At 69.8% G+C, this 17886-nt stretch carries 13 protein-coding genes and 2 tRNA genes; 1 reads left to right on the top strand and 14 read right to left on the bottom strand.

All coding sequences use genetic code 11. From position 1 onward, the window contains the following. Nucleotides 1-30: 30 nt before the first annotated feature. The 4 genes from VGB24_RS16000 to VGB24_RS15985 form a co-directional block, all read right to left on the bottom strand. Entirely contained in the window at nt 31-2838 is a 2808-nt protein-coding gene (locus tag VGB24_RS16000; RefSeq protein ID WP_331073952.1) for a helicase-related protein, read from the bottom strand. Further along, nucleotides 2835-7925 (bottom strand): DEAD/DEAH box helicase, encoded by a 5091-nt coding sequence (locus tag VGB24_RS15995; RefSeq protein WP_331073951.1) that lies wholly within the window; start codon nt 7923-7925, stop codon nt 2835-2837. Before VGB24_RS15995 ends, VGB24_RS16000 begins: the two co-directional genes overlap by 4 nt. 262 nt (nt 7926-8187) lie before the next feature. Next, nucleotides 8188-8619, bottom strand: coding sequence for a phage integrase SAM-like domain-containing protein (locus VGB24_RS15990; RefSeq protein WP_331073950.1), 432 nt, complete (start codon nt 8617-8619; stop codon nt 8188-8190). Nucleotides 8620-8985: 366 nt separating this feature from the next. Then, entirely contained in the window at nt 8986-9210 is a 225-nt protein-coding gene (locus tag VGB24_RS15985; RefSeq protein WP_331073949.1) for a helix-turn-helix transcriptional regulator, read from the bottom strand. A 167-nt stretch (nt 9211-9377) separates the two neighbouring features. Between VGB24_RS15985 and VGB24_RS15980 the strand changes: the two genes are divergently transcribed. After that, entirely contained in the window at nt 9378-10700 is a 1323-nt protein-coding gene (locus VGB24_RS15980; RefSeq protein ID WP_331073948.1) for a tyrosine-type recombinase/integrase, read from the top strand. Between the two features lie 411 nt (nt 10701-11111). Here VGB24_RS15980 and VGB24_RS15975 read toward each other — a convergent pair. The 10 genes from VGB24_RS15975 to VGB24_RS15930 form a co-directional block, all read right to left on the bottom strand. Then, nucleotides 11112-11185, bottom strand: a tRNA-Arg gene (locus VGB24_RS15975). A gap of 19 nt (nt 11186-11204) precedes the next feature. Beyond that, nucleotides 11205-11278 (bottom strand) — tRNA-Pro (locus VGB24_RS15970). Between the two features lie 16 nt (nt 11279-11294). Next, nucleotides 11295-11933 (bottom strand): RdgB/HAM1 family non-canonical purine NTP pyrophosphatase, encoded by a 639-nt coding sequence (gene rdgB, locus VGB24_RS15965; RefSeq protein ID WP_331073947.1) that lies wholly within the window; start codon nt 11931-11933, stop codon nt 11295-11297. Beyond that, on the bottom strand, nt 11930-12652 hold the full coding sequence (gene rph, locus VGB24_RS15960) for a ribonuclease PH (RefSeq protein WP_331073946.1): 723 nt from the start codon (nt 12650-12652) through the stop codon (nt 11930-11932). The genes rdgB and rph overlap by 4 nt, the downstream gene beginning before the upstream one ends. Continuing rightward, the gene (rfaE2, locus tag VGB24_RS15955) at nt 12645-13145 is read right to left on the bottom strand and encodes a D-glycero-beta-D-manno-heptose 1-phosphate adenylyltransferase (RefSeq protein WP_331073945.1); all 501 of its coding nucleotides are present in this window, start codon (nt 13143-13145) and stop codon (nt 12645-12647) included. Before rfaE2 ends, rph begins: the two co-directional genes overlap by 8 nt. Beyond that, nucleotides 13142-14098, bottom strand: coding sequence for a hydroxymethylbilane synthase (gene hemC, locus VGB24_RS15950; protein ID WP_331073944.1), 957 nt, complete (start codon nt 14096-14098; stop codon nt 13142-13144). Before hemC ends, rfaE2 begins: the two co-directional genes overlap by 4 nt. Then, nucleotides 14092-14634, bottom strand: a complete 543-nt coding sequence (gene lptE, locus VGB24_RS15945) for an LPS assembly lipoprotein LptE (protein WP_331073943.1) — start codon at nt 14632-14634, stop codon at nt 14092-14094. Before lptE ends, hemC begins: the two co-directional genes overlap by 7 nt. Continuing rightward, a complete protein-coding gene (locus VGB24_RS15940; protein ID WP_331073942.1) occupies nt 14588-15274 on the bottom strand; it encodes a hypothetical protein in 687 nt (228 codons plus the stop codon). Before VGB24_RS15940 ends, lptE begins: the two co-directional genes overlap by 47 nt. Beyond that, nucleotides 15274-17304, bottom strand: a complete 2031-nt coding sequence (locus VGB24_RS15935; RefSeq protein ID WP_331073941.1) for a HEAT repeat domain-containing protein — start codon at nt 17302-17304, stop codon at nt 15274-15276. The genes VGB24_RS15940 and VGB24_RS15935 overlap by 1 nt, the downstream gene beginning before the upstream one ends. Then, on the bottom strand, nt 17301-17741 hold the full coding sequence (locus VGB24_RS15930) for a thioesterase family protein (protein ID WP_331073940.1): 441 nt from the start codon (nt 17739-17741) through the stop codon (nt 17301-17303). The genes VGB24_RS15935 and VGB24_RS15930 overlap by 4 nt, the downstream gene beginning before the upstream one ends. Nucleotides 17742-17886: the final 145 nt, after the last annotated feature.

The following is a 17886-nucleotide window of genomic DNA, read 5'->3' as shown; positions in this document are numbered from 1 at the left end:
CCTTGTAAACGTTCCGTGTACTCTGCAGTATCAGGTCGGCAGATAGAGATAGATGCCCAGGACATCGGGCGGAAGCTGCGCCTCCACGCGATAGCGGACCCCTTTCTGCGCCGCGGCCGCGCGGACGCGCTTGTGAGCCTCGAGCAGTTCGTCGCCGCGCTCGCGGGCCACCTCGTCCAGCCGCGGGTTCAGGGCGTCGAAGCCCTCCACCACCTGGCGGATGTAGTCCGCCGCCTGGTCGCGCGTAACGTTGGCGTCCGGCGACGCAGCCAGTAGCGCCTCTGCTGCCCCGGCGGGGAGCCACTGGGGATTCGCCGGCGCCCCCGCGAACGCCACCAGCCGCGCGTCTTCCGCCAGCAGCGCGCGCTCCGCGTCGCCGCGGGTGACTACGATGTGGTAGCGCAGGCGCAGCAGCAGCACCGTCGTGCGGCGCTCTACGGCGCGGGTGCGGATGGCGCCCGCGCGCCGGGCCACCCCCTGGCCCAGAGGATCGAGCGCCGTATCCATCACCCAGGTGGCCAGCCCCTCCACCACCGGATGCGTGCGCGTCAGGTGCACCTCTCGCTCGCCCACCGGCCGGGCGAAGCGGGCGCGGAAACGGTCGCTCATCCCGACGGCCTCGCGGAGAGAGCCGGGCGCCTCCGCCAGATCCACCTCCAGCGCGCCGTCCGCCTGCCGCACCGCGGCCCCGGCGGCGCGCAGCACCTCCGCGGTGAACGCCTCCACGTCCACGCCCGCGCCAATGGCGTCGCGCACCGCCGCCAGCTCGCGCGCCACCTCGTCGGGCTTGAGCGACTCCTGCGCGAACATGGTGCGCGAGCGCCGCTCCCGGGTGGAAACGGCCTCCCACTCGCGGAACAGCTCTTCCTTCTGGGGGCGAAAGTGCTCCTCGAACAATGCCAGCTGCTCGGCCGCGCCCCCGCCGCGCCCGCGCAGCAGCAGCCCTTCAAAGATGGCCTCCACCACGCGGTCCGTGTCCACCGGCACCGGCACCGAGACGCCCAGCTTGCGGCGGATCTCGCGGTGCTTGCGCAGCAGCACGTCCAGCACGATCCCGTCGATCTGGTTGTCCGTGCCGTAGTACGTCACCACCCGCACCTCCGGCTTCGGCTGGTTGAAGCGGTCCACCCGCCCCTCGCGCTGCTCATGCCGCGTGGGGTTCCACGACAGGTCGTAGTGCAGCACGGCGTCGAACAGCTCCTGCAGGTTCACGCCCTCGGAAAGGCAGTCCGTGCACACCAGCACCCGCTTCTCCGCGTCCCCCATCGCCAGCACCCGCGCCTCGCGCTCATCGGGCGGCAGCGTCCCCGTCACAGCCGCCACGTCCACCCCGCGAAGGGCCACCCGCAGCGCGTCGGCCACGTACTCCGCCGTGGGGATGAAGCGGCAGAACACGATGGGGCGAAACCCGTCCGCCACCAGCCGGCGCACCATCTGCACCGCCTTCTGCAGCTTGGCGTCGCCCTCGCCGCGCAGGGCGTCGGCCTCGCGCGCCATCTCCCGCAGCCGGCGGCGGGCCGGCGCGTCGTCGCTCCCCTCGCCCGGGTCCGCTCCCGGCGCCACGTCCACGCCCTCCGCCGACTCGTCCTCCACCAGGTCGAGCACCGAGCGTCGCCCCACCTCGTCCGCCTCGTCCACGGTGTCGGTGTCGGCCGAGGCCGCACGGCTGCGCAGCGTGGCCGCCGCCGCCGCCGGCGACGATGCCAGCGCGCGCAGCAGCGAAAGGGCCGCCCACCAGCGCACGCGGCTGCGGTGCGCACCCTCGTCGCCCTGGCGCACCGTCTCGCGCGCGTAGGCCAGCACCCGGTCAAAGAGCCGCCGGTACGCGGGTGAGAGCGTGTACGTCTCCTCCGCCTCCGCGCGCTCGGGAAAGGGCGTGTCGGCGTCCATGTAGTGGCGGATGTCCGCGCGCCGCCGCTGCACCAGGTGCGCGGCCAGCCGCCGCCGGTGTGCCTCGTTCTGCGCGCCGGAAAGGTCGTCCGGCAGGTGGGCAAAGCCGCGGTCCAGCAGGGAGAGGAGTGAACGGAACGCCTCTTCGTTGCCGCTGTGGGGCGTAGCCGTCACCAGCACCAGGTGGCGCGACGGCTTGTCCGCGAGCTCCCGGAGCAGCTGGTGGCGCTGGTGGTTACCCCGCCCCTCGCCGCCCCAGGCGCAGGTGTGCGCCTCGTCCACGATTACCAGCTCCGGGCAGGTGCGCAGGAACTCGAAGCGGCGTCGATCGCTCTTGATGAAGTCCGTCGATACGATCACGATGGGAAAGCGCTCGAACACCGACTCGTCGAAGCGCTTGTGCCGCTCCAACCGCGACACCGTGCCGGGGAGCACCAGCTCCGCCTCCAGGTGGAACTTGTCGCGCAGCTCCGCCTGCCACTGCTCCGCCAGGTGCGGCGGGCACAGCACCGCCATCCGCTCCACCTCGCCGCGGTCCAGCAGCTCGCGCGCGATCAGCCCCGCCTCCACCGTCTTGCCGATCCCCACGTCGTCTGCGATCAGCAGGCGGACGGGGTCCAACTTCAGCGCCATCAGCAGCGGCACCAGCTGGTACGGACGCGGATCCACCCCCAGACGTGCGAAGGAGCGGAACGGGCCGGCGCTGGACCGGAACCCCAGCCGCACGGCGTCCCGCAGCAGCCGCGACGAGCGGTAGTCGCCGGGCCGCTCCGGATCGGGAAGGTCGAAGGTGGCCGGCCTCACCGCCTCCAGGGGCAGGTAGATCCCCGCCACCTCGTCCTCCGTGCCTCCCAGCGGGCGCAGGACGAGCAGGTCGTCCGTAGACTGCGGGAGCACCACCCACTCGCGGCCCCGCGCCTGCACCAGCGATCCCACGGAAAAGCTCACGCGCGCCTCCGGAACACGTCGCCAAAGCGGCGCACCGTCTCATCCCAGTTGGCTTCCGGCCCAAAGCGGATCACGGTGTAGAAGTCCTCGATCTCGGCCATGCGCTCGGCGTCGCGCACGGCGCGCTCCGGGCCGCCGTCCACGTACACCGCCGCGTACTCGTCGTCGTACACGAAGTCTGGACGCGCCCCGCACCGCTCCAGCAGCGGGCGGGCGCGGCTCGGGAGCCTCAGGTCATGCGTTTGCAGCCAGCGCACCCAGCGCGCCTCCACCCCGTCGCCGTCCGCCAGGCTCCCCGCGTGCTCCGCGCGGCTGGAGGGTATCGCCCGGGGCTCCACCCGCGCCGTGGCCAGCTCCAGGAGCAGGCCACGGATCTTCTGGCGGTCCAGGTCGCCGTGGTCCAGCTGGTTCCCGTAACTCATTAGGCAATTGTAGCAGGCCGCTTCGCAGTCCTCTGTCGCGCGCGGCGCGCGCCGCAGGTCCACGCCCGTGGCGGGGTCGAAGTGGCACAGGTCCAGGGCCCGACGCGCGATCGCAGACAGCTGCTCCACCTCGTCCGTATCCACCAGCCGCCGCAGCACCCCCGCCCCACCTTCGGACGCCTCGAAGAAGAGGATGCGGTTGCGCGACGTCCAGTCGGGAAGGGGCTCGGCCGCGAGCTCCTGGTCTTCCAGTTGAAAGTGGATCTGGATGGCGCTCTTGAGCGCCGCCTGCAGCGACGCCATGACCTTCGCGCCCAAGGGCGCCGCCGGCTCGAAGATCAGCGCGTTGCGGCGATCCTCCACGAAGGGGATCACCCGCATGGCCCGCCCCGAGAGCGGGTCCTCGCGCCCCTGCTCGTCCAGCGCCGCGTTGGACTCCCAGTAGCCGCGCTCCACGTCCAGCACGAACCCGTGCACGTGCGCGTGCTTGCGCCGCCGCCACCCCAGGTTCACCCGGTAGATGGTGGCCGCGTGGCCGTAGCGCAGCGTCCCCAGCTCCGCCCCGTTCGCCCCGCGCACCACCGCCACGCGCTGCGACGGCTTCTCCCCGTGGTCCACGAAGCGCACGCCCGTACGGATCTCGTAACCCAGCCGAAAGCGTTCCTCCTCGTCGGAGTTGATGCGGTCGCGCCTCTTGGTGGCCACGTTCTGCAGGCGGAACAGGGGCCGCAGCGTCAGCGTGAGCGCCTCACCGCACTGCTCGCACAGGTCCGGCCCGTCGCCTTCCGCCACCGGGTGCGCGTAGCCGCAGCGCCCGCACTGCTTCATCCGGCTGGTGGTTAGCTCCTCCCCCGCGTCCGGGGGAAGGATGACCTTGTTGATGACATACTTGGAACCCTCGTGGTAAACCACCGCCTGCGGCCCGAACTCCGAGATGGCCAGGAACCGCGGGCGCTGCAGATACTCGTCGCGGTCGCGAACCTGCCGAGCGGGGATGAACGCCGAGAGCGGAAGGCGCGGGAAGTTGTAGCCGGGCAGGAACCCCTCGCTGGCGAAGTAGCGGTACGAGTAGAAGTCGGACTGAAAGCCTTCGTCGGTCCCGGTCAGCAGCTTGATCTGGGCCTCGGCCTCGGAGCGCAGCCGCCGCGCCTCGTTGCGCTCGCGCTCGGCGCGGGCCACGTCCAGCACCACGGCGTTCTGCGCCGCCTGCTGCGTCCGCGCGGCGCGGTACAAGTCGCGCCAGCGATCCACCGCCGTGTCAAACTCGCGCACCACCTGCTCCAGCACGCCGTCCAGCCACCCCGACCCGAACCAGTCCGAGCGCTCCAGTTCCTCTCCCATGCTGGCCAGCACCGCGGCGGCGCGAGTACGCGCGCGCTGCCGCGCCGCCGCGTCCTCCACTTTCTCCCGCACCCACCCCGCCAGCGGAAGCTCTTCGTCCTCCAGGTCCAGGATATCCTTCACCGAGCCGCCCAAGTCCAGCGCCACCTCAGTCAGCCACACCGCGTGCACGTGCGACCGCACCAGGTCCTCGTTAGCCAAGTCGATGCGCGGTGGCGTGACGGCGCCCGAGACCATCAACTCCGGGCGTTTGAAGAAGTACTGGTCGTGCGAGCTACCTGACGAGCAGTAGGTAAACACCAGCGCCGGCTGACCGCTGCGCCCCGCGCGCCCGCTGCGTTGCGCGTAGTTCGCCGGGGTGGGCGGGACATTGCGCAGGCTCACGGTGTTCAGATCCGCAATGTCCACCCCCAACTCCATTGTGGGCGAGCAGTACAGGATGGGAAGCTTTCCGGTGCGGAAGTCGGATTCGCGTTCCAGCCGCTTCTCGTACTTGACCTGCGCTGTGTGCTCGCGCGCCTCGAGTCCTCCCAGCGCGGCGGCTTCCTGGCGGTACAGCTCCACGAAGTACGGGTTCACACGCCCGCCCTGGTCCGGCGCGCTGGGGACGCGGATGGGATCGTGGAACGCCTGTGTTCCGTCGCCGGCCACCCAGAGCAGCGCGGAAGCTGGAAGCTGGTAGCCGGGCACGTCGCCGGGCCTGGGATCCTCTACCTGCTCCACCAGCCCGGCTACCCGCAGGCACTGCAGCAGGTCGTGGATGATCTCCTTCCGCGCTTCCTCGTTCAGCGGATGCGTCCAATGAGGCAGCGTCTCCGCGCGCTTCAGGTACAGCCCGAACCCGCTGCGGGGCGACAGGTAGACGTGGCCTCGCCAGTCGCCGGGCGAGGACGGCCGCGGGTACAGCGTCCGCGCGTACTCCAGCGTTTCACTCTCATCCAGCGCCCACGGCGCGCGCAGCCGCTGGCCGCTAAGCTGGCGCAGCGACTCCTGGAAGCCTGCGTCCAGGTAGTTCACCCCGATGGCCAGCTCGCGGCGCATGAAATCCAGAAGCGTGCGCGCCACCGCCATCCGCACCTGGGGCGATGCCGCCGCCAGGGCGGGATGGCGCCGCTGCCAACTCAGTTCGTGCTCACAGAGTTCCTTCAGCGACTGGTAGCGGATCTCCAGCAGCCCCGACTGCTCCAGGTTGGGCATCACCACCCGCCACCCGCGCTTCAGGTCGCGGTATAGCCGGTAGCCCAGCACCTCGCGCAGCGCGCGCTTGGTCTGCTGCTCCGCCTGGAACAGCACCCCGGGGTCCGCCGCGTACGCGTCGAACGGAAGCGCCAGCGCGTCGAACACCCGTTGCGTCAATTCCTCGTGCGTAACGCCGTCTGGCCCGGCCTTGAGGACGGCGCGGTACAGCGCCGCGCGCAGCGTGGCGATCTCCACGAAGTCGTTGAAGTGCCCCGCCTGAAGCGACGCGTCCTGCCGGTTGTCGGTGAAGGAGAGGAGCTTTGCCGCCAGCGAATCGCCCTGGTTGGCCGCTTCACGCAGCGCGCGCACGGACGAGAGGCTCAGGATGGTTGTCGCCGTGCTTCGCCCCTCCGACCCCAGCGTCCCCAATTTGGAGAAGTCGGAGCGCTGGCGCGCGTTGTACTCCACCCCGCATCCCAGGCAGCGGCGAAAGGGCGCGGGAAGGAAGAGGCACGCCGTACCCCCGTCGTCCTCCACCCCCAGCAGGCCTACGCGGATCCGCTCCGCGTCCGGGTAGCCGCCGGTCTCGTCCGCCGCGTCGCCTTCCGCAGCCGGCGCACTCACCTCGCCCACGAAGAGGAACCCAAGGTCCTTCCCTTCCTCCTCCAGCCGGTCAGACGGATCCCGGCGGGCGAACACCCGGCTGCCGCCCGCCGGCCGGGCGACGCGGACCGAGTAGTACTCCTGGCCGCACTCCCGGCAGAAGGCCAAGGGAAGGAGGATGCGGCCGCGGTCGTTGGGCGCGAACTGCTGCGCCTGCAGCGCCACCTGCCGCACCTCCGGCGCCTCCAGCGTGGCGTAGACCGTGTCGCCCCGGCTGATGAACTGGTGCAGGCGAAACGCGAAGACCGGCTTCCCCGTCTCCGGGTCCCGGAAGCGGAAACCGTCCAGCAGGGCCTGCTCAATGGCACGGCGGCACCGCGCCGCGTCCACGCCGGTCCGCCTGCTCAGCAGTTCCGCCCCGCCGCTCTCCCCACCGATGCTGCGCGGGGTAGCCCGCACCAGCCGCCCATCTTTCTCCACGATCCCGAAAGTGGTCTCTATCCAGGACGCCAGCGGCGTCCGCAGGAACTCCTCGCGCGTGGCGGGGGAAGGCGCGTCGCCCGCCGCACAGCTTGCGAGCCGTCCTGTGGCGGCCGGATCGTGAACGTCCAACTCCGGCGTAACGCGCCGTAGCGTCTCACCGATGACATGCTCGGGGTGCACATCGGCGCCGAATACCTGGCTGGCGACCAGCGCCACCTCCGCGCGCTGCTGGTCAAAGCCACCCTCTCCCGCGAGCGTGGCGGAGGTCCCCACGCACTGCAGCCGCTCCGCTTCCAACAGGTCGCGAACGCGCCGGACGAGCATCGAGACGTCGGCTCCCTGCCGGCCCCGGTAGGTGTGCAACTCGTCCAGCACTAGGAAGCGCAGATCCCGTGCGGATTCCACGAGCCGGCGGTCGTTCACGCGAGTGAGGATCAGCTCCAGCATCACGTAATTCGTGAGCAGGATATCCGGCGGATCATCTAGAATCTGCCTGCGCTTCGCTTGGTCCTCCTGCCCCGTGTAGCGCTCGAAGCGTACGGGCGGCCCACCGGGATAGCCGGCGTGGAGGAACTTCTCCAGTTCGCCATACTGGCTATTCGCCAGCGCGTTCATGGGGTACACGACAATGGCCTGCACGCCCTGTCCGGTGCCGTTCCTCAGCACGCGGTCCACGATGGGGATCATGTAGGCCAGGCTCTTCCCCGAGCCCGTGCCGGTGGTGAGCACGTAGTTGTGATCGCCGCGTGCCACTCGCACTGCGTCCGACTGATGCCGGTGGAGCCGGAGCGGCTTGCCCTCCGGGTCGTCCTCAGTCTTGTCCTTGCGGAAGATCCGCCCGCATTCCGGGTGGAGAACGCCCTCGCGCACCAGCGTGTCCACGTCGTCGCCGGGGGCAAAGAAGGGATTGAGTTGGAGGAGCGGCTCCGGCCAGAGCAGGCCCCCCGCGAACTCCTGGCCGACCCGATCACGGATTGCCGGGTCGCGGATCTCGATGAAACTCTCGACGTAGGCCCGGTAGTCGTCTACGAGCCGGTTTCGCAAGCTGAAGATGGTCATGGAAGAAGTCCGGGTGGTGCTATCTCAAACGGATCGCGTGGCTGACACACCGGCGAGAGGCGTCGAACATCGCCCGTTCTGACTACGGGTTGCGGTACTTCCCCAATATCACGTCACGGTTACTCACGAGACGGCTGGATACAGACGAGAGAAACATTTTAGGATGCGGGCGCGCAGGAAGAAAGGGCCACTCTCAGGGCCAGCTTGTACGCGGCACCGGCCCACAACTCCGGAAGCCCTGGAGACCAGTCTACCATCTGAATCACTCGATACGCTCAAGGACATCCGCTACGAAGTTGGTCTTGATGATCCCCTTGCTCTTCGCACGTTTAAGCATGTTGCTCAGCGTCCCGAGATACTTCCGCTGCGTTGCCGGACTCAAACGAGCGATGCGCCGCCCCGTGTGGACAGGCACGCTCATCACCTCCGCCCGAAGATGCTCGGCGTACGCGGCAACGCTTTCCCGAGTGATCTCGCGCACATCGCGAATGCCCCGGTTGTCGAAGAACCGTGCGGCATGGAGGAGGCGTCTGCGTTGAAGATCGATCTCACGCCCGGACGGTCTGCGGCGACCTACTGGGTGCTGCTTGCAGGCAAGATGATAGCCGGCAAACGACGCGATGGAGGTCGGCACCGACACTGCGGCCGCGGCGGCTTTCTCCTCCGCCTCGCGGTTCTCACGTAGCTCCGCCAAGCGGTATCCAAAAAGGATCGCTGCCGTGTTGGGCTGGTCAGTCGCGAACTTCTCCCCACGCGCTCGTAGGGGTTCCTGGCGCCGGCCACCCCACGCAGCCCAACCACCCAGTTCAGCGTACGCGCGTCCCCCGATCCAGCGAATGTACGCGCGAGGTTCTGTCTCGGTCGCAGGACGGCGACCCATCTTGCGTCTAGACACGGTGGGCAAGGATGGCTGAAGGGTAAACGGTCTTTGTTCAAAGACCAGATACCCCGGGTCACCGTCCCGCGCCGACCGCGACCGTTGACGAAATCGTCTGCGGAGTTTACATACCCTTCGCGGAGCCGCCAAGCGGCGGGCTCTGCCTTACCCGCGCAGAAGGCATCAGTCGAGCAACGCGGCAAGTTCGCTCCAGCTGGCCTTCAACCCAGCCAGGAGCCGCATGACGTTCAGGAAGCTGACATTGGTTTCGCCGCGCTCGATCTGACCCACGAAGCTCCTATCCAGGTGGGTCAGCGCGGCAAGCTTCTCCTGGGTAAGTCGCCGGCGGTTGCGCAGCGTACGGATTGCCGCTCCGAAGCGGATGAGGTCTGGGTTGGTGCCGGCCATAGCCGAACGCTATGACCGGCAGCGGCTATGCGTCCACGGAGTTTACATACCATTGGAGAGACGAGTCATGCCAGGAGTGTACGAAACGATCAACGAATGTCGAGTTCCTGATCCGGAAGGTGAAGCGATACTCCGACCCCAAGCCGGATCAGAAGCGGAGTAAACACATGGCGAGGATCTATTGGCGGCACCACCGGGCCGGACCCGCACGAGCGTGGGGTGATTTCACGTCGCTCGGTTATGGACGCGAACCTCTGGTTGAGCCGGGATCACCGAAGCGCCTGGGTACGACCAATCCCGCGATCGCGGCGAAGGTGTTCACCGACAGGATGAAGGAGTTAGAGCAGGCGAAGGTAGACCGCGCCGTGCTGGGAGTGGAGAAGCGGATGACACTCGGCGCGTTCGTGCCTCAGCACCTTTCGCTCCGGCGGCAGGAAGCAACGGTTACGGAAACCTGGCTCAAAGAAACCGGTGCGAGACTCCAATCGGGCGCGATCCGGTTCTTTGGAGCCGACCGGCCGCTGCTGTCGATTACCTCGCGGGAGGTGCTCCGCTTCAAGATCTGGCTCACGGAGTTTCCCAATGGCCGGGGCGGCAAACTCTCCGGATCCACGCAGCGGAAGTACCTGGAGGCGCTCAGCGGCCTGTTCACAGCGGCTATCCGCGAACGTGTCTATCACGGACCAAACCCGATCGGCGGCATCGTAAAACCATCGGAATCTCCTCCTATGGATGAGTGGTTCGAGCCCTGGCAAACGGCTGCGCTCCTCGAATCCGCGCGGACATACCGACCGACTCCACCAGCTCGCCCCTTGCCCGAATGCAGCTATGCGCTGATCGCATTCGTCGCGCTCACCGGTTGCCGAATGCGCGAGGCATTCGGGATTGAAATCGAGGATGTCGACTTCGGCAGGCGAGTTGTTCGCATCCACCCGAACGCTTGGCGGAGGCTGAAAACGCCTAGATCGACACGCGCCGTGCCGCTCTGGCCGCAACTCACAGAAGTTCTGTCTGACTATCTCGGCAAGTACGGATCACGGCTGAACCGGCTGCTCTTTCCCTCCGAGCGCCTGCTGGCGCGAGGGGAGGAGGGCATGATTACGGACTCCAGGAAAATGCTCGGCACGCTCGGCAGTCGCGTCGGTTTCCAGCCGGGAGAGGTACGCTGGAACAAGCTCCGCCATGGTTATGCAACCGCGCGGCTGCAGACGCTCGACAACGGGGCTCCCGTGTCAACATTTACCGTAGCACGCGAACTGGGCCACACGGGCGTGCACATGGTCGAGCGGATTTACGGCCACTTGGGCGAAGTGCGTCACCGCTCAGAAGTGGTGGAGTTCCGAGTGGAGCAGCATCCCGCCCGGTTGGTGCCACTGCTAACGACACGGTTGGATAGCTTCTCTCCAACTCTCTCGGAGCCGTCTTCAAGTTCGACACTCCAGCAATCCTGCTCATCCCATTCGGAAACACTCGAGCAGAACGGCCTTTGAAGCACTGCCGTCGGGGTTGGCAGTAGGTCAGCGGCCCGGGCCGATCGACACGATTCTACGCACGATTATCAGAGCAAAAAGCTCAGTAATGAGCCGACATCCAGGCGAGACAACTCGAAACGATCGCTCGATGCACGCAGGCTGGTCCTGCGGTGTGGTTAGCCGTAGGTCGATTTTTCGAGCTACGATGGAGCAGAGATCGTCTTCGGTGGTGTTAAAGTTAACCGATTGTGCAACTTACACCTCATCATGCATACTCCCCCGTCGCGGCTCTCACGAGGGCAGATTAACGGGTTTTCGCACCGATTTTACAGTTCTTTTCACACAATTCTGCGCACGGAGCCGCTGAACTGGACACAAAAAACAGAAAAGCCCCCGCCGTAAGTTACGGTGGGGGCTCAACTTAGAGTACGCGCCAGGCTGGACTCGAACCAGCGACCTACGGCTTAGAAGGCCGTTGCTCTATCCAACTGAGCTACTGGCGCCTGTCCTGCTCCGGCTTAGTCGGGGCGCCCGGATTCGAACCGAGGACCTCCTGCTCCCAAAGCAGGCGCGCTACCGGGCTGCGCCACACCCCGTCGGGAAGAGAAAAACCTATGCCCCGCCTTCACTTTCGTCAACCCCCGCCAGCGCCTGCGCGATCGCCCGCAGCGCCCGGCCGCGGTGGCTGATCTCGTGCTTCCGCTCCGCCGGGATCTCGCCGAACGTCCGCCCCGCGTCCTCGGCGTAGAAGAGCGGATCGTATCCGAAGCCTCCCGCGCCACGCGGCTCCCGCAGGACCACGCCCTCGCAGGTTCCCGTCCTCACCAGCTTGTCCCCGCCCGGCCACGCGATGGCGACGGCACAGACGTAGCGCGCCGTCCGCCGCTCGTCCGGCACCTCCGCGAGGACCTGGACGAGGTGGCGGTTGTTGGCCTGGTCCTGCCGCTCGCCGCGCGCCTCGTCAACCGGGGCGAAGCGCCGCGAGCGCACGCCGGGCGCGCCGCCCAGGGCATCCACGCAGATCCCCGAATCGTCCGCGAGCGCGGGCAGGCCGGTCTTCGCGGCGAAGTAGCGCGCCTTGGCCAGCGCGTTCTCCTCGAAGGTGTCGAACGCCTCCACGTCGTCTTCGTCCGGCGACTCGGGGACGTCCAGCTCCGCCAGGCCCACGACCTCCACCCCGGGGACCGCGGCGAGGATCTCGTGGATCTCCTTCACCTTGCCGGCGTTGCGCGTGGCGACGAGCAGCTTCACGACAGCGCCGCGCGCTGCAGGGCGTTCAGCTGGCGGATGCCGCCGGATGCAAGCTCCACCAGCTGCGTCAGCTGGGCGGGCGAAAAGTCGCCGTGCTCGCCCGTGCCCTGCACCTCGATCAATCCCCCGCTCTCCCGCGCGACGACGTTCAGGTCTACCTCGGCGCGGACGTCCTCCGAGTAGTCAAGGTCCAGCAGCAGCACGCCATCCACGATCCCCCCGCTGATGGCGGCCACGAAGTGCTGGAAGGGCGACGCGGAGAGGCCGGCCTTGTCCGTCAGCCAGGCGCAGGCGTCGTACAGGGCCACGGCGCCGCCGGTGATGGAAGCCGTGCGCGTGCCGCCGTCGGCCTGCAGGACGTCGCAGTCCACGGTGATGGTCCACTCGCCCATGGCCTCCATGTCCACGCAGGCCCGCAGCGAGCGCCCGATCAGCCGCTGGATCTCCTGCGTGCGCCCGCCCACCTCGCGCCGCTCGCGGCGGTTGCGGGTGTTGGTCGCGCGGGGAAGCATGCTGTACTCGGCGGTCACCCAGCCGGCGCCGCTCCCCTTTCGCCACGACGAGACGCCCTTCTCCACCGACGCGGTGCACAGCACCCTGGTGCGCCCGGCCGTGATCAGGCACGATCCCTCGGCGTACAGTCCCACGCCCCGTTCCAGCGTCACCGGGCGCAGCACGCCGGCACTCCGCCCGTCCGCGCGGGTCGTTTCCTCAGCCACGTTCCCCTCCCCCTCTCGCTCGTTCCAGGATGGACGTCGTCGACCGGCCGGGGGTCAGCGGGATCACCTCCACCCTCCCTCCCGCGGCCATCACTTCCGGCGCCCCGACGATGGTTTCGACCGTGTAGTCCCCGCCCTTCACCAGCACGTCCGGCATCAGCGCCGTGATGATGGCGTGCGGCGTGTCTTCATCGAACAGGGTGACCGCGTCCACGCACCCCAGCGCGGCGAGCACCACCGCGCGGTCGTCCTGCGGGTTGACGGGCCGCCCCGGCGCCTTGGCCAGCCGGCGGACGGAATCGTCCGTGTTCAGGGCGACGACGAGGGCGTCACCCAGGCCACGGGCCGCGAACAGGTACTCCACGTGGCCGCGGTGCAGGATGTCGAAGACGCCATTGGTGAAGACGATGCGCCCGCGGCGGGCCCGGCCGAAGCGGTGAAGCACGTCTGCGCGCGACATCACCTTGTCGGCCGGGTGCACCAGGGGCGTCATGGCGCCGCGGGCCCGGGCGCGGCGGCGCGGGCGCGGACGGCGGCAAGCACCTCCCCCGCCCCACGCGCCAGCAGCGCATCCGCCGCGCGCCGGCCGATCGCCAGGGCGTCATCCACCGGGCCGGACTCCTGGACGCGGAGCATGCGCGTACCGTCGGTGTCGGCGACGAGGCCGTCGAGCACCAGCCGATCGCCATCCACCCGCCCCAGCGCGCCGATGGGCACCTGGCAGCCGCCTTCCAGCGCCCGCAGCAGCGCGCGCTCGGCGGTGGTGCAGGCGGCGGTGTGGGGATCGTGCAGGGCGCGAAGCCGGTCGAGCACGTCCGCGCGATCGGCGCAGCAGACGACGGCGAGCGCCCCCTGGCCCACGGCGGGAAGCCACTGCCCGGGATCCAGCGACTCGGTGATGCGATCCTCCCAGCCCAGCCGCCGGACGCCGGCCGCGGCGAGGATGATGGCGTCGTAGTCGCCGCGGTCCAGCTTGGCCAGCCGCGTGTTCAGGTTGCCGCGCAGGTCCAGCACCTCCAGGTCCGGCCGCAGCGCCTGCAGCTGCGCCCGGCGGCGGAGCGAGCTGGTGCCCACGCGTGCACCGGGCGGCAGCGCGTCCAGGCCGCCCGTGCGCCCGGGGGCGAGGAGGACCACGTCGCACGGGTCTTCGCGGACGGTCACCGCCGCCAGGGCCAGGCCGTCCGGCAGGCGCGTGGGCACGTCCTTGAGCGAGTGGACGGCCAGGTCGGCGTCGCCGGCCAGCAGCGCGGCATCCAATTCCTTGGTGAACAGCCCCTTGTCGCCGATCTTGGCCAGGGGCACGTCCTGGATGCGGTCGCCCGTGGTCCTGATCACGTCGATCCGCACCTCGAGGGACGGATCGGCGGCGCGGAGGGCGGCTTCCACGGCGCGGGACTGCCACAGGGCCAGCTCGCTGCCGCGGGAGGCGATGCGAAGGGCTACCACTGCGACTGCGCCCCCTCGATCAGCCGCTGCACCGCCTGCTGCAGCGCCTTGCGCCGGCCGTCGTCCACGTCCTCCGTGTTGGGGTTGAACGCCCCCAGCGCGGTGATGCTGTTGCCGCGCCAGAGCACCTTGTCGTTCCGCACGTCGTAGATCTCGGCGTCGAAGCTCACCTGCACCTGCGCCTCCAGCCGGCCGATGCGGCCCGAGGCGTCGGTGTTGGGATTGATGTTGGTGGTCTGCTCCTCGGCCGACTTCAGCTTGCCGCGCACGACGGCGTCGGCGCTGGACTGCGACGCCAGGCGCACGCCCAGGCTGCCGGGAAAGCGGTCCTGCAGCTCGCGCAGCAGCAGGCTTTCCAGCCCGGGGTACGGGGTTTCGTTTTCGAACGGCTCGATGTACACGCGCCGGATGTGCTGCGGCAGCCCGCCGCCGGTAAAGCTGTAGTTGCAGCCGGAAAGCAGGGCCAGGATCGCCGTCAGCAGGACGGCGTCAAGTGCCCGGCGGATTCCAGGTCGCTTCGGGAAAGCCAGTGACATCGGTCTGCGACTCCACGGTCAGGTTCAGCGAGCGGTACGCGGCCCAGTCGCGGTAGCGCGCGCTCTGGAGGTTGCCCGCTTCGGAATGTTCCAGGTCGATCGATTCGGCCACGCCGCCGCGCGTGTTGCGGCGAACGGTCTGCAGCCGTCCGCCGCGCAGGCGGTACTCCAGCACGTCGTCGCCCAGCGCGTAGCGCAGCGTGGTGGTTTCGCCGTTGACGGAGGCGTCCATCAGCCGCGCATCGGCGGGGGGATTCACCACGCCCACGGCGCCCCACAGCAGCGCCGGCGAGGGGAGGCGGAAGCGCTCCAGGAGCAGGGGCGGAACCCGCATCTGCCCATCCATCATCGCGGCGGCCAGGTACGTTTCGCCCCGCGGGCCGAACAGGTCCAGCCGAAAGCGGCCGGGCGCCACGTACCGCGCCGTCCCCCGGCCGCGGAAGCGCGCGCCGGCTTCGTCCAATTCCCAGCCGAACTGCGCCTGCCGCGCCGACGCCGGCGTGGTGGAGCGGATGGCCTGGGCGGCGACCGGCGCGGGGTCGGGCGCGGCCTGGCCGGGCGGCGGCGCGGTGGACGTCGCCGCGGGGGCGCAGGCCGCCAGCAAGACGGCGAGCGCGGCCGCGGCGTATCGAACTGCCATCAACGGTTCTCCCGGATTCGAATGATGCCGTCGCCCGGCAGCAGGCGGTCGGCCACCTCCATCCCCCTCGTCACCCGTCCGAACACCGTGTAGGTGGCGTCCAGGTGCGGCTGGGGCGAGTGCGTGACGAACCACTGGCTTCCGCCCGTGTCGGGGCCGGAGAGCGCCATGCCGAGCGTGCCGCGCAGGTACAGGTTGCGGTTGAGCTCGTCGCGAATCACGTACCCCGGACCGCCCGAAGTGTCCCCGCGCGGGTCGCCGCCCTGGATGACGAAGTTGGGAACCACGCGCGGCCACTCCTGCCCGTCGAAGAACCCGCTGGCGGCCAGGGACAGGAAGCTGTTGACGGTCTGCGGTGCGTCGCCGGCGAACAATTCCAGGTGGATGTCGCCGCGGCTGGTGACGATGGTCGCGCGCCGGATTCCCCGACGCTCCATCGCCGCCATCCGCTCGTAGTCCGCTGGGGACCGGTTCGTCTCGATGGGCAGCGGCGCGCCCCACGTGCTCGTGAGCGTGTCGCCCCAGGCGGCGTTCACGCGCTGGCGGACCAGGTAGTCGGCCGAGCGGGGGAAGCGGGCCAGGAATCCGGCGGCCGCGCCCGGCTGCTTCTTGTCGATCGCCGCCACCGCGTCCACGGCGGCCAGTGCGGCGTCGTTCAGCGTGTCCGTCTGGGCGCGCTGGTAGGCGTCGAGCACGGCGGGAAGCGTTGCGGGGTCGGCGAGGCGCGCCAGGCCGGCGAGCGCGTTCGTGCGGACCATCGCGTCCCGGTGCGCCAGTCCCGCCATCAGCAGGTCGCGGAGCCGGCCCACGCTGTCGCCCGCCGCGGTCAGCGCCTGCTCGATGGCCGCGGCTCCGATGCGCGGATCGGGATCCGCGACGAAGGTCATCAGGCGGCTGTTGCCGGGGCCGTTCCCCGCGACGGCGCGCACGGCCGCGGCGCGCAGCCTCCACTCGGGCGACGTTTCCAGGGCGCGGGCCACTTCGGCCGCGCGGGTGGAGTCCACGTCCGCCAGCGCGGTGAGCGCGGTCTGGCGGATGAAGACGGGCCGCGTGTCGGAACGGGCGATGCCGGCCAGGAAGGTGGCGGACGATGCCGCGTCCTTGCCCAATCGCTGGATGGATTCCAGCGCCGCGATCGCCTCGTGCTCGTTGCGCGGGTTCGCGGCGACGTCGCTCAGCAGGGCGAGCGTCCGCGCGCCGGGAAAGGTGCCCAGCGAGCGGAGTGCGTTGATCCGCGGCTCGTAGGCCGGGTCCTGCGTGGCGATGCGGCCCAGCGCGTCCTGCGCCGCCGTCCGCCCGATCCCCGCCGAGTCCGCCATCGGCCCGGTGAGGCCGCGGGCGACGAAGGAGCGGACGAGCGGGTCGGCGTCGGCGGCGTGGGGGAAGAGCGCGGCCGTCGCGCGCGGCTCCGCGCGCCGGGCGAGCGCGTACGCGGCACGCCAGCGAAGCTCGGGATCGGCCGAGCGCAGCCAGGGAGCGATCGCGTCCACGGGCGTGGGCCGGCCCTGGCGCCAGATGGCCAGCAGCGCCATCCCCACGGCCTCTCGTACGCCGGCTCCTTCGCGCGGCGCATCCGTCAGCAGCCGCTCCAGCGCGGCACGGGCCTGGGGATGGCGGAGCTTGCCCAGCGCGTACGCCGCCTCGCCTACGACGGTCGGCGCGGCGGCGATGCGCGCGGGATCCGCGAGCGGGGCCAGCAGCGGCACCGCCGCCGTGTCGCCGATCTGCCCGAGGGCGAAGGCGGCCGTGGCGACGACCGCGGTGTCGGCATCGCCCAGCAGCGCGCCGAGCGGGGCGATGGACCGGCGGTCGCGGATGCGCCCGGCCGCCAGGGCGGCGCGCCGCCGCAGCGGCGCGGAGGGGCTCGTCAGCGCGGCCTGGAAGACGGCGGGATCGTATTCGCGGCGGTCTTCCAGCCGCAGCAGCGGGGCGGCGGCGGACGGCGCGGGCCGGGAGGTGCCTCCGCCGGCCGCGGGTGCGCAGGCGGCCAGCGGCGCGGCGGCCAGGGCGAGGGCGAAGACGAGTTTCATACGGGCTCCGGGGCCGCGGCGCGGCGGAAGGCGTCGAGCAGGTCTGCCGGCAGCTTGCGCGGCGCGCCGGCGCGGTCGATGGCCGTCAACCCCGTGCGCGCGGTGCACAGGCGCGTGGTGGTGCCGTCGTCCTCCACCCGCTCCACCAGGTAGGTGAACGACACGGCGCGGGAGCGCACCTGCTCCAGCGTGGCCGTCACCCGCACCAGGTCCTCGTAGCGGGCGGACGCGTGGTAGCGCAGCGTGGCGTCGGTGACGGCCAGCAGCACACCGTCGCGCTCCACCTGCGAGTACGGTTTCCACAGCTGCCGGATCAGCTCCGTACGCCCCATCTCGCACCAGGTGAGGTAGTTGGGGTGGTAGATGATCCCCATCTGGTCCGTCTCGGAGTACCGTGCGCGGAACTCCACGGTGCACCACTGCGGGCTGGGCGGCATTCGCTGCGCGGGCTGGGGACGATGGACGCCGGGAAACGCCGACGATTCTACCCGGCGGGCCGGGGCGAGTCAAACGCCGGGACGGAAACGCGAAACGGGCGGCCCCTCGAAACGAAGGACCACCCGTCTATCTGCATCGACCAGC

The sequence above is a fragment of the Longimicrobium sp. genome (assembly GCF_036399935.1).
Classification (GTDB): domain Bacteria; phylum Gemmatimonadota; class Gemmatimonadetes; order Longimicrobiales; family Longimicrobiaceae; genus Longimicrobium.
Note: the sequence above shows the minus strand (reverse complement) of the source record. Positions and strands in the feature narration are given on the sequence as shown.

What these genes read in the sequence shown, in the direction of transcription:
- VGB24_RS15940 (WP_331073942.1), bottom strand. Translation starts at nt 15,274, where the DNA reads ATGGCAGTTCGATACGCCGCGGCCGCGCTCGCCGTCTTGCTGGCGGCC.
- rfaE2 (WP_331073945.1), bottom strand. Translation starts at nt 13,145, where the DNA reads ATGACGCCCCTGGTGCACCCGGCCGACAAGGTGATGTCGCGCGCAGAC.
- VGB24_RS15985 (WP_331073949.1), bottom strand. Translation starts at nt 9,210, where the DNA reads ATGGCCGGCACCAACCCAGACCTCATCCGCTTCGGAGCGGCAATCCGT.
- VGB24_RS15980 (WP_331073948.1), top strand. Translation starts at nt 9,378, where the DNA reads ATGGCGAGGATCTATTGGCGGCACCACCGGGCCGGACCCGCACGAGCG.
- VGB24_RS15935 (WP_331073941.1), bottom strand. Translation starts at nt 17,304, where the DNA reads ATGAAACTCGTCTTCGCCCTCGCCCTGGCCGCCGCGCCGCTGGCCGCC.
- VGB24_RS15995 (WP_331073951.1), bottom strand. Translation starts at nt 7,925, where the DNA reads ATGACCATCTTCAGCTTGCGAAACCGGCTCGTAGACGACTACCGGGCC.
- VGB24_RS15930 (WP_331073940.1), bottom strand. Translation starts at nt 17,741, where the DNA reads ATGCCGCCCAGCCCGCAGTGGTGCACCGTGGAGTTCCGCGCACGGTAC.
- lptE (WP_331073943.1), bottom strand. Translation starts at nt 14,634, where the DNA reads ATGTCACTGGCTTTCCCGAAGCGACCTGGAATCCGCCGGGCACTTGAC.